Origin of the sequence: Pseudomonas sp. Pse79, from assembly GCF_024519615.1 — a bacterium.
Classification (GTDB): domain Bacteria; phylum Pseudomonadota; class Gammaproteobacteria; order Pseudomonadales; family Pseudomonadaceae; genus Aquipseudomonas; species Aquipseudomonas veronii.
The window spans coordinates 38,316-53,195 of record NZ_JALJRR010000024.1 but is presented as its reverse complement, the minus strand read 5'-3'; the positions used below and the strand labels follow the sequence as shown (position 1 = coordinate 53,195).

Genomic DNA, 14,880 nt, shown 5'->3' with positions numbered 1-14,880 from the left:
AAACCCTGAACAACCTGTAGGTGCATTCGCTTGGGTCGCATAGACACGGCGGACTGGCCCGATATAGACAGTTGGCGTGACGCGTTCCGGCCTTACCTCTAAGGCCGTTCCAGTGTCTGGATCGGCTTTTTTTGACGGCGGCACTGACCGCTCGTCGCCCTCCCTCAGCGCCTATTCAACTGTCGGTTGAATATATCGACAACCCATGTAGAACTGGTCATTAACGAATAACGTTAAGCATTAAGCGATGATCAGAAGCTTTAAATGCGCCGAAACCCCAAAACTGTTTGAAACCGGTCGAACCCGACGTTGGTCCGCTGTCGTTTCCGTGGTGGAACGACAGCTGAGCATGCTGGATGCGGCGGTTGAACTCGCTGATTTGCGCTCACCGCCCGGGAATAGGCTGGAACCGCTGGGCCTGACCGCAGCCGCTCTCGCAAGGGTGCTGCATGTTTCCGCCCCTACGGTGAATGACATTGTATTGCGTTGATCCAACCGTTGCGTGATGCTTTTTCGAACGGGCCTACACCGCTGTTTGGCGAATGGGCAGCACTACCCGGAACGTGGTGCCTTTGCCCAGTTCGCTGCTGACGGAGATTTCGCCATGGTGTTTCTTGACGATGCCGTAGGAGAGTGACAGCCCCAACCCCGTGCCTTCGCCCACCGGCTTGGTGGTGAAGAACGGATCGAAGATTTTCAGCTGGGCGTCCGGGGCAATCCCGCAGCCGTTGTCCGCGATTTCCAGCCAGATGTTCTCGCCGTCCACGCCGTCGCTGATGGTTATGGTGCCGCGCTCCGGCCCGATGGCTTGCGCTGCGTTGATCACCAGGTTCATCACCACTTGGTTGAGCTGCGAGGCCAGGCATTCGATTTCCGGCAAGGGCGCATAGTGCTTGATGACGTCGGCTTTGTACTTGAGCTCGCTGGCGACGATGTTCAGGGTCGAATCGATGCCTTGTTGCAGGTTGGCCCACTGCCAGGTCTGGTCGGTGTCCACTCGGGAAAAGTCTTTCAAGTCCTTGACGATCTGCGCCACACGGCCGATGCCTTCCTTGGATTCGTGAATCAGTGTCGGAATATCTTCCCTGAGAAAGTCCAGGTCCAGGCGTTGGCGCAGGGCTTGGAGCTGATCATCGCCGATCGCGGCTTCGGCCTGGCGGTAGGCATCGAGCATCTGCTGCAGCTGTTTGAAATAGCCTTCGAGGGTGCCGAGGTTGGAGGAAATGAACCCTACCGGGTTGTTGATCTCGTGCGCCACGCCCGCGGCCAGTTGCCCCAGGGACGCCAGTTTTTCCGATTGCACCAACTGGCTTTCGAGCTGTTTGCGTTCGTCGATCTCCTGTTGCAGGGCCTGGCTGGCCTGGGTCAGCGCTTGGGTACGCTGTTCCACCAACAGCTCCAGGTGGCTGGTTTGCAAGGATGCGCGGCGGGCCATGTCCCATTTGGCGGTCAGGGTGTTGGCCATTTGCTGGACTTCGATATTGTCGAACGGTTTTTTCAGGATCAGCAGCCGGTCATGGGCACGCAGGCGAAACAGCAGCTCTTCCCAGGAATAATCCGAGTACGCCGTACACACCACCACCTGCAGGTTCGGGTCGACCTTCCACAGTTCTTCGATGGTTTGCGCGCCGTCCCAGCCCTGGGGCATACGCATGTCGACGAAGGCGAGGGCGTAGGGCAGTTGCGCCGCCATGGCCGCCTCGAGCAGTTGTAAACCTTCCTGCCCACCGTAGGCGGAGTCCAGCTCGAACAGCGGGCTTTGCGGCTGTTTGTCGCTGGTGCCGAACAGCGCGGCTTCCATCGCGTCCAGGGCCTGGTTCTGTTCCAGGGGCGGCTTGAGGATCTTGCGAAAATCTTCGTGAATCGAGGGCGTGTCGTCGATCAGCAGAATGCGCCGGTTCGGTGGTTGGTTCATGCGGGGCCTGCAGCATCGTTGAGGGGGATTTGCAAGGTGAACAGCGCGCCTTTGCCCGGACCATCGCTATAGGCGGTAAGCCGGCCATTCATTTCAATCGCCGCCAGGGCGCAGCTGTGCAGACCGAAGCCATGACCTTCCTTGCGAGTGGTGAAGCCGTGGGTGAAGATCCGCGTCATGTTTTCGGCGGGGATGCCTTCACCTTCGTCTTTGACGCTGATTTGCAGGATGTTGTCCTCTATCGTCTGGATCGACAACGTAATCTGCCGAGGCCGGTCGGTCAGGTTGGACATGGCGTACTTGGCGTTGCTGATCAGGTTGACCATGATCAGCAGCAGCCGGTGTTTGTCGGCCATGATCTGCGGTACGTCGGCGTATTCCTTGACCACTGTCACATGATGGCGATTCAGCGCGCCGGAATTCATGCGCAGCGCGTCGTCCATCAGGGCGCTGACCTGCAAGGGCTCCAGCACGCTGGAAACGCCGGCGTAGGATTGCTGGGTGGAGACGATGTCCTTGATGTGGTCGACGCTTTTGCTCAATTGCGCCAGCTCGTCGGTCAGGCCCTGTTGCTCGACGGCAATGGCTTCCACCAATTGGTTGAGGTAGCCCGGCAGCAGTTTGCCTTTTTCGTCTTCGCGCAGGTAAGTGCCCAGGTCATCGGGGTGTTCGTTGATCAACTGCATGGCCTTGCCCAACCCCAGTGCTTTGCTGGTGCGCAGCTTACGGGCGACCAGGTCGGCGGAGATGTTCACGCTGTTGAGTACGTTGCCCACGTTGTGCAGCACATTGGTTGCGATTTCCGCCATGCCGGCCTGGCGGGCGCTGTCGAGCAGTTCGCTTTGCGCATCCCTGAGCTGGCGCGTGCGTTTTTCCACGCGCTGTTCCAGGCTGGCATTGGCGGTGTGCAGGGCGCGGTTGACGCGGTTGATCACGGTGAAACTGCGCAACAGCCTGATGGCCAGGTACAGCAGCAATGCCACCAGCAGGGTGGAGAACACCAGCAAGTAGTTGTGATACTTCTGGTCGATCAGGTCGGCGGCCTGCTGATCCTGGTTGAGGTGGGTGGTCAGTTCGTCCAGGCGTTCGGCCACGGGAACCGCGGCGATGCGTTCCAACAAGGTGTTGACCAGCGGCTGTTCGCGCAGGATCAGCGCGACGTGGTTGCTGAGAATCTCCACCGGCAGGTGGAAGTCGGCCGGCAAGCGTTCTTTGTTCACCGCCAGCAGGTTCAGGCCCAACAGAATCTCGGCCGCGCGGTCGGCACTGGCGACCTGGGCGAACTCCATGCTGCTGAGCAACAGGTCATAGGTGTCGGTGGCCACGCTTTGCAGTGGCAGCCGCTGTTCGTCGTCGAGCCGTGTGAACGCGGCCTGGATATCGTTTTCAGCGGTCGGCAGGAACGCCAGGGAGTTGCGCAGCACGGCGTTATGGGACTTGAACTGGTCGACCAGCCGCGCTTTGTCCTGGATCGCCGCCTGACCGGCATCCAGGCTGGCTTGCCAGCCGGGCAGGTCGTTGGGCGCGTGATACGACTCGTGCTGGCGCAGTTCCTCCCAGATTCTTGTGATCTGCGTCAGCGGCGTCACCAGGGGGTCGTAGTTGTGGGTCAGGGCGATTCTGGCCTTGAGCACCTCACTGTCCCACTGCGCGTTGAGCTGCTGCATCTGGCGGATCAGGTCGCGGGATTCGGTGTAACGGCTGGTCTGGTCAGTACTTGATTTGATGTACAGGAACACCAGTATCGATGCCAGCAGCAGGGTCGCGGTGCCCAGTAGTAGTTGGATGCCGTAGTGGCGGGAGAGTCTCATGACCGTCTGCTCATAAAGGTTTGCCCGCCCATTGGCCGGTCAGGGTCTTGAGAAACTTGATGATCTGGTCCTTGTCTTCCGCCGAGGGCACGCGCCCCAGCTGGAATCTGAACATCACATCCACGGCTTCTTCGAGGGTCTTGGCCGAGGCGTTGTGAAAATACGGCGCGGTGACGGCGACATTGCGCAGGCTGGGCACCTTGAACACGTGACGGTCTTCGTCGTCGTGGGTCACCAGGTAGCGGCCCAGGTCGCTGTCGGCGGGGGGGCGGTCCTTGAAGTAATCCCCCATCACGCCTAGTTTCTGGAACATGTTGCCGCCGATATTCATGCCTTGATGGCAGGCGATGCAGCCATATTCCTTGAAGCGTTGGTAGCCGTATTTTTCTTCGATCGTGAGGATCTCGGTATTGCCCAGCAAGTACTGGTCGAAGCGGGAGTTGGGCGTGAGCAGTGTGCGTTCATACGTCGCCAGGGCATTTTGCACGTTGGCCGCCGTCACGCCGTCGGGGTACACCTGACTGAAGGCGGCCTGGTACTGCGGCATGGCGGTGAGGTTGTCGACCACGGTTTTCCAGTCGCTGCCCATTTCCACCGGGCTGATGACCACTTGTTCGATCTGGGCCTCGAGGGTATCCACCCGACCGTCCCAGAACTGCTTGAAATTCAGGCTGGCGTTGAACACTGTGGGTGTGTTGAGTTTGACCGGCTTGCCATCAAAGCCCAAGGAAAACGGCTTATCGTCGCCCCCGCCCGTTGCCAGTTGGTGGCAACTGGCACAGGACAGGCTGTCATTGACTGACAGGCGTTTCTCGTTGAACAACTGGCGACCCAGCTCAACTGTTGCCACATCCAGCAGCGGCACCGGCGGCAGTGGTTTGAGCGGCTCATCCAGTGGCGCGGCCGCCGCGGGCAGGGCGGCGCCGACCCCGAGGGCGACGGCAAGGCCGAGTGCCCAGGGTGACGGGCGAGGAGAGCGGGTGAGGGGACGGATCAAGCGTTCGTTCCTTGAATAGACAGTCACTGGGGGGGCATCAGGCTGCGTTGCCCGGCTTGCATCAATTGGGCGAATTCAGCGGCCGCCACGGCTTTGCTGAACAGGAAACCCTGGCCCTCCTCACAACGATGGGCTCTGAGGAACGCCAATTGCTCAAACGTTTCGACGCCTTCGGCAATGATGTTCAAGTCCAGACTCTTGCCCAGGCTGATGATGGCACTGATCAGTTGTGCATCCTGGCTGTTTTCGCCCAGGCCGCGCACGAAGGATTGATCGATCTTCAACACATCGATGGGAAACCGGCGCAAGTAACTGAGGCTGGAATAGCCGGTGCCGAAATCGTCGATCGACAGCCGCACGCCCAAGGCCTTGATGTCTTGCAGGGTGACGAGCGTGTCCTCGACGTTTTGCATCAGTACGCTCTCGGTGATCTCCAGTTCAAGCAAACTGGGCGTCAGGCCGGTGCGTTGCAGAATGGCCGCCAGGTTGGCGACAAAATTGCGCTGGCGAAAATCAATCGCCGAAATATTCACCGAGATACACAGTGCAGGCAGGCCGGCGGCGCGCCAGGCTTGTGCTTGCTCGCAGGCTTGGCGCAACACCCATTGGCTCAAGGGCACGATCAGGCCGCTGTCTTCGGCCACCGGAATGAAGGCTGACGGGTAGATCCAGCCGTGATCGGGCTGGTGCCAGCGAATCAGGGCTTCGGCGCCGACGATCCGCCCGCTGCTCAAATCCAGTTTCGGTTGGTAGTGCAAAATGAACTCATCGCGCTGCAAGCCCTGCCGGATCGCGCTTTCCAGGCTCTGCTGAGCCTGGGCGCGCAGGTTCATCTCGTTGACGAAGAAACTGAAGTCGTTGGGGCCATGGGCTTTGCTGGTGTGCATGGCGGTTTCGGCGTTCTTGATCAGCTCCACCGCGCTGAAACTGTCGTTGGGGTAGATGCTGATGCCCAGGCTTGCGGTGACACTCAAGTCATGCCCGGCCACATAGTGTGTCGTGCTGATGGCACCGAGCAGTTTTTCGGCAATGTACTGGGTTTGCTGGGGATGCTTGATGTCGTTGAGGATCAGCACAAACTGGTCGGAGCCGTAGCGAAACACCGAATCCGACGCGCGCACCGTGGCCACCAGGCTTTGGCTGACCTGCTTGAGCATTTCATCGCCGACCGGATAGCCCAGGGCATTGTTGATGCGCTTGAAGCGGTCCAGGCCGATAAACATCACGGCCAACTGGGTGTCATGGCGCCTGCAGACGGCAATGGCCTGCGTCAGCCGGTCGCCCAGCAGGGTGCTGTTGGGCAGTTCGGTCAGGGCGTCGTATTGCAGCAGATGTGAGACCTTCAGCAGTTCCTGCACGCGTTCTTCGACCGTGCGCTCCAACCCCATCAGTTTGAGCGCGGCATCCTGGGCCAGCTGCCATTTCCAGGTCAGCGCGCTGGCCATCTGGCGGATTTCCAGGTTGTCGAACGGCTTTTTCAGGATCAGCAACTGGTCGCTGTATTGGATGCGCGCTTCGATGGCTTCGAAGGAATAGTCCGAGTAGGCCGTACACAGGGCGATCTGCAGGTTCGGGTCGACGTTCCACAGTTGTTCGATGGTTTCCAGGCCGTCCCAGCCCGGCGGCATACGCATATCGATGAACACCAGGGCGTAGGGCGCGTTGTCAGCCAGGGCCTGGTTGACCAGGGCGAGGGCTTCCTGGCCCTGATAGGCAGAGTCCAGCACGAAAGTCTGGCGCACGGTGGGGGCGGTGCCGAACAGGGTTTCTTCGATGCTGTCCAGGGACTGGCCGCCTGTGGTATCGGCGCACAGGATCTTGCGGAAATCCTCGTGGATGGAGGCCGCGTCATCGACGATCAGCACCCGTCGATTGGCCCTTCCTGAGCACGGATTCATGGCTGACACCGGGACGCAGGCAACTGAAGATTCTTACGCATCGGGCTTCCTTACCTTGAATGCTTCAATAAACAGGGAACAGTCATGGCTTCATGCTACTAGCATAGCCGGGTCCCTTGAATAAGTACGCCAGTTGGCGTCAAATCACCCTCAGTTACCCCAGCGTGCATCTAGCGCTCATTGCTTATGCAAGTACAGCGATCGATCACGCCAGGGCGCAATGAAGCAACCGAGTACCATCGCCAGGAGGTGTCGCCATGGATGAACAAACTGCTACGACGTCCCCTTACCGACCTACTATTTTGCTGGTCGACGATGAAGAATCGATCCTCAACAGCCTGCGCCGCCTGCTGCGGGGCCAGCCTTATGATGTGCTGCTGGCCAGCAGTGGTGCCCAGGCCCTGGAAATCATGGCCGCCGAGCCCGTCGACCTGCTCATGACCGACGCGCGCATGCCCGCGATGGACGGGGCGATGCTGCTGGCCGAGACCCACCGCCTGTACCCGGCCACCACGCGCATCCTGCTGACCGGCTATGCCGACATGACCATGATGATCAAGGCGATCAACGAAGGTCAGATCCACCGCTATATCAGCAAGCCCTGGAACGACGAGGAAATGCTCCTGACGTTGCGCCAGTCCCTGGAACACCAGCATTCCGAACGCGAGCGCGTGCGTCTTGAGCAGTTGACCCGCGATCAGAACGAGCAGTTGAAGGCCCTCAACGCCACCCTGGAAAAGCGCGTCGAAGCGCGCACCAGCGAGCTGCAGCAAACCGCCGACATGCTCGACCTGGCCTACGACGAGCTCAAGCGCAGCTATGTGACCGGCACCGAAGTGTTTTCGCTGCTGGCCAACCTGCGCCTGCCCAAGCAGAAGCAGACCAACCGCCAGTTGATCGAGCTGATCCGCGTGTACTGCAAAGCCCAGGCGCTGGACGAAGCCAGCGCCCGTGACCTGACCATGGCCGCCGCGCTCTACAACATCGGCAAATTGAGCTGGAGCGACGGCATGATGGCCGTCCCGTCGGAACTGCTGCACAGCAACGACCGCGAACGCTATCGCGCATACCCGGCGCAGAGCGAGTCGTTGCTGATGACGCTCGAGCCGATGAAGGACGCCGCACGGCTGATCCGCCATCACCAGGAGCGGTGGGACGGCACCGGGTTTCCCGATCACCTCAAGGGTGAAACGATTCCCGTAGGCGCGCGCTTGCTCAAACTGGCGGTGGACTTCATCGAACTGCAGAAGGGCCTGATCCTGGAACGGCAGATGAACAGCGATGAAGCACTGCTGTACATCCGCAAGTACGCGGGGCGGCTCTATGATCCGGACATGGTCGAAGACTTCGTCCTGGCCTGCGCCGCGTTCCTCAACGACGTGACCCTGGGCGACCCGAGTGTCAAAGTGCTGAGCACCCGCGAACTGGCCGACGGCATGATCCTGGCGCGCAACCTCAACGCCGATAACGGCATGTTGCTGCTCAATGCCGGCAAAGTGCTCAACTTGCCGCTGGTGGACAAGCTGATCGCGTTTGAAGCCATGGAGGGCGCCAAGTACAGCGTATTTATCCGCGAACCGGAAGAGCCCCATCTTTTGAGCTGAGGCGCTTCATGGGATCATTGTGTCTTTGCATTCAAGGTGATTTTCTCCATGCCAACCACTATCCGTATCGCCGCCGCGCTCCTGATCGGCGGCGACGGCCAGACGTTGCTGGTGCGCAAGCGCGGCACTCAGGCATTCATGCAACCGGGCGGCAAGATCGATGCCGGCGAACAACCGGTCGAAGCGCTGGCCCGTGAGCTGCACGAAGAGCTGAACTTGCGCATCGAGCCGAGCCAGGCGGTCTACCTCGGCCGTTTCTCGGCCCCGGCCGCCAACGAGCCAGGTTTTACGGTGCAAGCCGAACTGTTCCAGGTACGGATCGACGTGCCGGTGACCCCGGCCGCCGAGATCGAAGAAGTGCGCTGGATCGACCCGGCCGGAGACGGCGGCCTGCACCTGGCGCCCTTGACGCGTGAGCTGATCCTGCCGTTTTATCGCAAATCGCTGACCACCACCGCCTGATTGGCGGGTTCCAAGGACTGAGCCGTGCCCCTCAACGCACGGCGCTGACCCCATCCAGTGTGGAAAACGACGTGTCCTTGGCCGTCAGCAGGAAGTCGCGCATGTACGGCGCGTCCAGCATGTCTGCACGAATCCCCGCATACAGCGTCGCAAACAGGCCTTTCTCACCCAGGCGCTTGGCCTTGACGTAACCGCGCGAGCTGTATTCATGCAGCGCCCAATGCGGCATGCCGCAAACACCACGACCGCTGGCGACCAGTTGCATCATCATCACCGTCAGCTCCGAGGTGCGTACCTGGGCCGGTTCGACATCGGCGGGTTCGAGGAAGCGGGTGAAAATATCCAGGCGGTCGCGTTCCACCGGGTAGGTGATCAGGGTTTCGCTGAGCAGGTCTTGCGGCACGATGTACGACTTGTTCGCCAGGGGGTGCTGGTTGGCCACGGCCAGCATGGCTTCGTAGGTGAACAGCGGCACATACGTGATGCCCGGCAGCTCCAGAGGGTCGGAAGTGACCACCAGGTCCAGGTCGCCACGGGCCAGGGCCGGCAGCGGGGCGAAGGCGAAACCGGACGCCAGGTCCAGCTCGACCTCGGGCCAGGCATCGCGGAACTGGTCGATGGTCGGCATCAGCCACTGGAAGCAGCTGTGGCATTCGATAGCCATGTGCAGGCGCCCGGCGGTGCCACCGGCCAGGCGCGCAATGTCGCGCTCGGCGCCGCGCAGCAGGGGCAGGGTGGCGTCCGCCAGTTGCAGCAGGCGCAGGCCGGCGCTGGTGAAACGCACCGGTTTGGTCTTGCGCACGAACAACGGCATGCCCAACCGCTCCTCCAGTTCTTTGAACTGGTGGGACAGGGCGGATTGGGTCAAGTGCAGGCGTTCGGCGGCTTCGACCAGGCTGTCGGCCTCGCGCAAGGCGTGCAGGGTTTTCAGGTGGCGGATTTCCAGCACCGTGGTCTCCATGAACAATATTGATGAGCAATTCGAATAGGGTGAGTTTGTCTCATGTTGCGCGAGCTGTCGACCTGCCGGCCGGCGCATGAGGTTCATATCCCGCCATACATTGCGAAACGGCGCTGGCCCGGAGCCCCGGCGGGCCCCGCGTGTGTCGACATAGTCAATTACGCATTTCTTGTTTCACCGTAGGGATGAGTGGGTATTTTTGCCGCGACATTCGTCCCGAAGAGCGCTCCATGCGTCGTTGGGACGACACCGTATTGCCCCGCCAAGGATGTGCCCCATGACCGCTAGCGCCGCTGCAATGCCCTTCATCCCTCGTCTGTACCCCGCTGTACCACCGGCCAATCCAACCCCTTCGCCCCCTGCACCCGCGTCCACCTCCCTGAGCCGTGCCGGCGCCATCGCCGAGGTGCAACCCCGGCCCCGCGCCAGCCACCTCGCCGCCCACGCCGTCAGCAGCCAGTTCGCGACGCGGCCCGACGTGCGCTCGGTTGTCAGGGACATGCTCGGCGAGGCGATCAACAGCCTGTATCCAGCGCTGGAATTCGACGTGGCGCGGACCTCGGTGGCAGAACCGATCGCGGAAAACCCGGTTCAATACCGCTTGACCCCGCTGCTGGATGTCGCACTCAACCACCTGGCCAGCGGGGCCGATATCGATTTCACCGACAAGTATTCATGGCCGCAGAAACTGGTCAAACAAGGAACCGGCACCACCCTCAGAGTCCCCGACGCTTCAGGCAACCGGCGCGAAGACATCGACATGTCGGCCATCGAACTGGCGATCCGCAGCCTTCGGCCCAGCCTCAAAGACGCGTTTGCGCGAGCCTTGACCCGTTACTGGGGACAAAATGCTGGCGGGGCGGACAACCGCTGGTTGTGGCTCAGCGGCATGCTCAGCGACAACCTGCGCAGTGCGGCGCTGAAACAGCCCGGCCTTACCGATGCGCAACGCGCCACCCTTGACCAGGTGGTCACCTGGCCCGAGCGTGCGCAACGCGTGAGTGCCAACGGCGACGACGCCGCCCGGGTCTTCGTGCTCGACACCAGCGTCCGCTACGGTGGCGGTGCCTCCACCCAGCTCAGCCCGGATCTTTTGCTCACCCGTCAGATCGGCGCCAGCACCCAGGTTCTGCATGCCGCGGCCAACGGCCAGATCACCCCTTACGACTCGCTGGAAGCCTTCGGCAAGGCCTGGGGCGAGACGCTGGAAAACGACTTCGTCTTCGACCACTTGACCTGGAAACGCCAGGAGCCGGACGCGAATATCTTCGATGCGCAAGCGGGCATCATTCTGAATAACCAGTTGCAGGCGATAGACAGCATCGAACTCCCGCCAGCCGGCAGCCTCCAGGTTCTGGAGCAGCGCTTCAGCGTGCTCAGTGATCCGAGCCCGTGGTTTGTCGGCGCCTATGCCGCAGATTCCGCGGAACTGTCACGGCTGCAGGAAAAACTGCCGCAGTGGATGCGCAACGCCGACCCGGCCGACCGCCTTGCCTACCATCGCCACGCCCTCGAACTGGCCAGCGATGTCCAACGCAACCAGGGGCGTAACTTTTTTTCGGACATCCCCGATATTCGCACCTATACCCAGCAACAGCTGCAAGCGCAGTTGCAGAACACCGGGCTGCTCGCGGACCACCTCGACGTCACCTTCAAAGTACCGGTCGGCACGTTGGGCAGCGGCTACATCGAGCGCGTCACGATGAGCCTGACCGACATGGCCTTGCGCAATCTGGCCGGGCTGCCCAAGGGCGAAATCGAAGTGCGCCACTTCGGTCAACCGATCAGCGACCCAGCAATGCCGCAGCGCTTGAAAGACATCGTCAGTCAGGTGGACATCGGCAAACACTATCCTGCGTTGCTGCAAACCCACCTGCTGGGTGACAGCGATGAGTCACGTCGGCGCAGCGCCTTGTTCGCCCAACAAGTCCCGCGCCAACTGGCGATGCAGGCGCTGGAGCTCAAGCTCAAGGGCGAAGCGGGCATCACCGCGCACGGTTACCGGTATGTGGAGGCGCTGCTGACGCCCGGCGCTGGAGCGAAACAGGTCGACGGGCAAGACATCGTCATGCGGCCCCTGGCGTTTATCCGCAAGTCCGGCGCGACACCCGATGTAGTCCAGAACATGTTCGTCATCGAGCCAGCGAATGCGGCTGTCGGCCCGCACCTTCTCTACCGGCCGATGTTGTCCCCGGTATTGCAGGAATTTGCCACGCGCCAAGCGCTGCTGGAGGCGGTGCAACAGCCCGGCCCCTTGCAGCAAAGCGTGCTGGCCTGGTTGCCCGACGACAGGACGCGCGCGGTGTACGGCAACGGCGGCTTCAAGATTCCCAACATTGCCCGCTACAGCGTCTTCAACGAGTTCGACGCGCCCGCCCAACCGGCACCGACGACACTCGCCGTGGACGGCTATGACGCCGCCAGCACATTACGCCAGGACCTGGAGCAAGGGCGTCTGATGCAGCACCTGTACCAGAGCAACACCCACAGCCTGGTGAACCTGGCCCAGGGGCAATCGGTATCGGACGCGCAGAGCCGCTGGGCTTCCTTCAAGGAACTGGGCGGGTTGTTGTTCAACACCCTGTTACCCGTGTTGCGTGGGCCTGGGGCGATGGCGGGGTGGTTGTTGCAGTTGGCCGGTAGCGAGGACGATATCCGCACACTGTCCAACCCCGCCGCCCAGGGCGACAGCACGGCCAGCTTGGTGGACCTGTTGCTCAATATGGGCATGGTCTTGACCCATTCCGCGCCCGCCGACGCCGCGCAGCCGCCGCTGACGCTTGACGCTCTCAAAGCCATCGCGCCCAACGATGGCCCGCTGCGCCGCGCCCCGGGCCAGACGCCGGGCGTCCATCGCGCGAGCATCCGCCAAGGCAGTGTGGAGCCTTCTGCCGGCGCCATCGGCGGTCATGCGAGCATGCTGGATTTTGCGTTCTCCAGCCCGCGCCGCCTGAGCCCCGGCCAGCTCGCGCAGATCGAGTCATTCCGGGTAGCCGCGCCGGGCGATGTCGGTGCGGCGATTGCCGAGGGGCCAAAACAGGGCTTGTACCTGAGCCAGGGCAGGCTGTACGCCAACATCGACAAGCAGTGGTTCCGGGTGGCCAACGACCTCGACGGGGTGTTCATCATCGACGCGAACAACCGCGCGCGTACCGGCCCGCCGATCAGGCGTGACGCACAGGGGCGCTGGAGTTTCGACAGTCGCCCCCGGCTGCGCGGTGGCATGCCGCGCAAGAGCGGCGTCGCCGAGCGGGTCAAACAAAACAGGCAGGCACAACAGGCGCGAGGGGAAGCGTTCAGTCAGGCCGTCGAGGCCGCACTTGTATTGGATGGACCGAGGGCAGACTCGCGTAATCAAGTGATTGCGAGCATTACCGACTACTACAACGGCCGTAAAAAACTGCGCACGCTGTGGGGGCTGTCCACCACCGGGGAGCATCAACAGCGCTTTATCGCACCTTACCTGGCGCAGTTGGAACTCACGAAGAACCTCAGGCAGACCATCGACCAGCAACTCGTGCAACTCAAGCAACGCACTGAGGTACACAGTGCGGCGGCTCAGACCGCCATTGACCATCTGGTGCCGAAAAAACTCGGCGCAGTGGATGATCTTTCCGAAGAAAAACAGGCGCGCTCCAATCTCTATGAGACGGTGCTCGACAACTACCGTGAAATCGAACAGTTCTACACCACGCTGGCCGAAGACAGCAATCAACACGTCCCCAGTGGACGCTCGATGGCGGAGGTGGTGAGCGAGGCAAGGACCGGCTCCAAAAGCACGTATATCGAGCTGATGGACAACTTCGCCAGGGTTTACCGCGACTTGGAAAGCGTGCGGGAAGCCGCCCTGGCCTCCGCCGCCGTGCTGGAGAAATGGACGGACGATTCGTCGTTCGGCAAAACCAAGGCCGCGCACTTCCTCAAGCAGCAAGAGCGACAGCCACCTGCGATTACGGCCCTGCGCATGAAGCTGACCAGCCTGACCAACCTCAAAGAACTGAGCCTCGATCGCTATGCGCGAACGAGCGACCCAGTGGAGTCGTTTTACCTGCAGCGCTTGAGTTCAACCAACCTGATCCCCGTCTACAACGCTCACCTGGACCTGCGGCAGTACACCGGTTACAGCTTGAGCGAACGCAAGGCGACGCTGGAAACCGTCGTCGGCACCTACCAGCGCGTGCTCAGCGACAGCCTGGCGATACAGGACACGAATCCCGGCCTTCAGCGAACCGAGTATCAGCAGCTGTTTGCCGAACGCCTGCGCGATGTGATCAACGATGCCCAAACCGACCTGGCCGAAGTGATGCGCGAGGAACAAGCGCTGGTGCCTGCCGCCGTCGTGCGTATCGATCAACGGCAAAAACCGGCGGGCCAGCGCACGTTCAAGACCCGCGACAAGGAAACCCTGATCGGCACCGCGCGCCCCCAGGCGGCAGGCTCCGGCGCGATCATCGATGTGCTGGACCCGCAATCCGGTCGGTCGGTCGCCAGTTACAGCGAACACGCGAGCGAGGGCGAGTGGGTGAAGATCGTTCCCGCGCAACCCGCACGGCCCGCGTCATCGCCCAAGTCGCTGTCAACGCTCAAGTCCGACGCCAGGAAACTGCTCGAAGAAAACGCCGGCATTGAACGCACGATCGCGTTCCAGAAACGCAAACTCAACGACCCGCAACGCCGGGAGGGCATCAACCCGCTGGACTGGAACGACATGCTGCAAGCCCAGGCCGAGCGGCTTCAGGCGACCGCCTTGCAGGCCGAAACCCGTCACGGCAGCAATCCCGAAACCGAACAATGGGTCAAACAGTGGCGCACGGCGGCGGACGAACTGCTTGCCAAGGCCCGCCAACATTGCGCCGATGGCTACAAGCTCCTACCCCCCAAACCGGAAAACATCGACTACCTGTGGAAGCACGGGTTCGTCGACATCAACCTGGTCCAGCGAGACATCGCGACCAAAAGCGGCGATGTCTTCACCGAGTACGCCGTGCGTGAAAAAGGCAAGGTCGACGTCTTGTGGTATGCCCATTTCCACTACCCGGCCAAAGGTTCGCCGCGCAATCTCTACACGGCGGCGCACCTGAAGATCCCGTCGCAGCGCACCAAGACCCAGAAAGACCTGGTGGCCGAGGCGGGCAATAACCGCGTGGTGGAACAGATCGTCAGGGCGCGGATCGGCCCGCCGCTGGATGAAAAACTGTTTTTGACGCTGTGACCGAAGCGCTCCGCTGACAG

Annotated in this window: 8 protein-coding genes and 2 pseudogenes; 5 read left to right on the top strand and 5 right to left on the bottom strand. The window is 61.5% G+C overall.

The features are described from left to right. Nucleotides 1-247 precede the first annotated feature (247 nt). Nucleotides 248-415, top strand: a pseudogene (locus tag NR164_RS24315) (type II toxin-antitoxin system RelE/ParE family toxin); the annotation flags it as partial. After that, nucleotides 404-487, top strand: a pseudogene (locus NR164_RS24310) (addiction module antidote protein, HigA family); the annotation flags it as partial. The pseudogenes NR164_RS24315 and NR164_RS24310, both read left to right, overlap by 12 nt. A 36-nt stretch (nt 488-523) precedes the next feature. Here the strand turns inward: NR164_RS24310 and NR164_RS24305 are convergent. Genes NR164_RS24305 through NR164_RS24290 form a run of 4 tightly spaced genes read right to left on the bottom strand, consistent with a single transcriptional unit; the run spans nt 524 to nt 6,621 of the window. Continuing rightward, a complete protein-coding gene (locus NR164_RS24305) occupies nt 524-1,915 on the bottom strand; it encodes an ATP-binding protein (RefSeq protein ID WP_079442937.1) in 1,392 nt (463 codons plus the stop codon). Then, nucleotides 1,912-3,726, bottom strand: coding sequence for a DAHL domain-containing protein (locus NR164_RS24300; protein ID WP_256823354.1), 1,815 nt, complete (start codon nt 3,724-3,726; stop codon nt 1,912-1,914). Before NR164_RS24300 ends, NR164_RS24305 begins: the two co-directional genes overlap by 4 nt. 10 nt (nt 3,727-3,736) lie before the next feature. Continuing rightward, entirely contained in the window at nt 3,737-4,723 is a 987-nt protein-coding gene (locus NR164_RS24295) for a cytochrome-c peroxidase (protein WP_079442939.1), read from the bottom strand. 23 nt (nt 4,724-4,746) lie between these two features. Next, on the bottom strand, nt 4,747-6,621 hold the full coding sequence (locus NR164_RS24290) for a bifunctional diguanylate cyclase/phosphodiesterase (protein ID WP_256823353.1): 1,875 nt from the start codon (nt 6,619-6,621) through the stop codon (nt 4,747-4,749). A 257-nt stretch (nt 6,622-6,878) separates the two neighbouring features. On the opposite strand from NR164_RS24290, the gene NR164_RS24285 reads away from it, so the two are divergent. Together NR164_RS24285 and NR164_RS24280 are read left to right on the top strand one after the other, a co-directional pair. Beyond that, nucleotides 6,879-8,225, top strand: a complete 1,347-nt coding sequence (locus NR164_RS24285) for an HD domain-containing phosphohydrolase (RefSeq protein WP_046384557.1) — start codon at nt 6,879-6,881, stop codon at nt 8,223-8,225. A gap of 48 nt (nt 8,226-8,273) precedes the next feature. Continuing rightward, the gene (locus NR164_RS24280; protein WP_017844589.1) at nt 8,274-8,687 is read left to right on the top strand and encodes an NUDIX domain-containing protein; all 414 of its coding nucleotides are present in this window, start codon (nt 8,274-8,276) and stop codon (nt 8,685-8,687) included. A 31-nt stretch (nt 8,688-8,718) separates the two neighbouring features. Here the strand turns inward: NR164_RS24280 and metR are convergent, their stop codons facing one another. Next, nucleotides 8,719-9,636, bottom strand: coding sequence for a transcriptional regulator MetR (gene metR, locus NR164_RS24275; protein WP_017844590.1), 918 nt, complete (start codon nt 9,634-9,636; stop codon nt 8,719-8,721). A 289-nt stretch (nt 9,637-9,925) separates the two neighbouring features. Between metR and NR164_RS24270 the strand changes: the two genes are divergently transcribed. Further along, a complete protein-coding gene (locus NR164_RS24270) occupies nt 9,926-14,860 on the top strand; it encodes a dermonecrotic toxin domain-containing protein (protein WP_256823352.1) in 4,935 nt (1,644 codons plus the stop codon). The last annotated feature ends 20 nt before the right edge of the window (nt 14,861-14,880 follow it).

Coding starts and splice junctions, on each gene's coding strand:
- NR164_RS24290 (WP_256823353.1), bottom strand. CDS start 6,621: ATGAATCCGTGCTCAGGAAGGGCCAATCGACGGGTGCTGATCGTCGAT.
- NR164_RS24285 (WP_046384557.1), top strand. CDS start 6,879: ATGGATGAACAAACTGCTACGACGTCCCCTTACCGACCTACTATTTTG.
- NR164_RS24280 (WP_017844589.1), top strand. CDS start 8,274: ATGCCAACCACTATCCGTATCGCCGCCGCGCTCCTGATCGGCGGCGAC.
- NR164_RS24300 (WP_256823354.1), bottom strand. CDS start 3,726: ATGAGACTCTCCCGCCACTACGGCATCCAACTACTACTGGGCACCGCG.
- NR164_RS24270 (WP_256823352.1), top strand. CDS start 9,926: ATGACCGCTAGCGCCGCTGCAATGCCCTTCATCCCTCGTCTGTACCCC.
- NR164_RS24305 (WP_079442937.1), bottom strand. CDS start 1,915: ATGAACCAACCACCGAACCGGCGCATTCTGCTGATCGACGACACGCCC.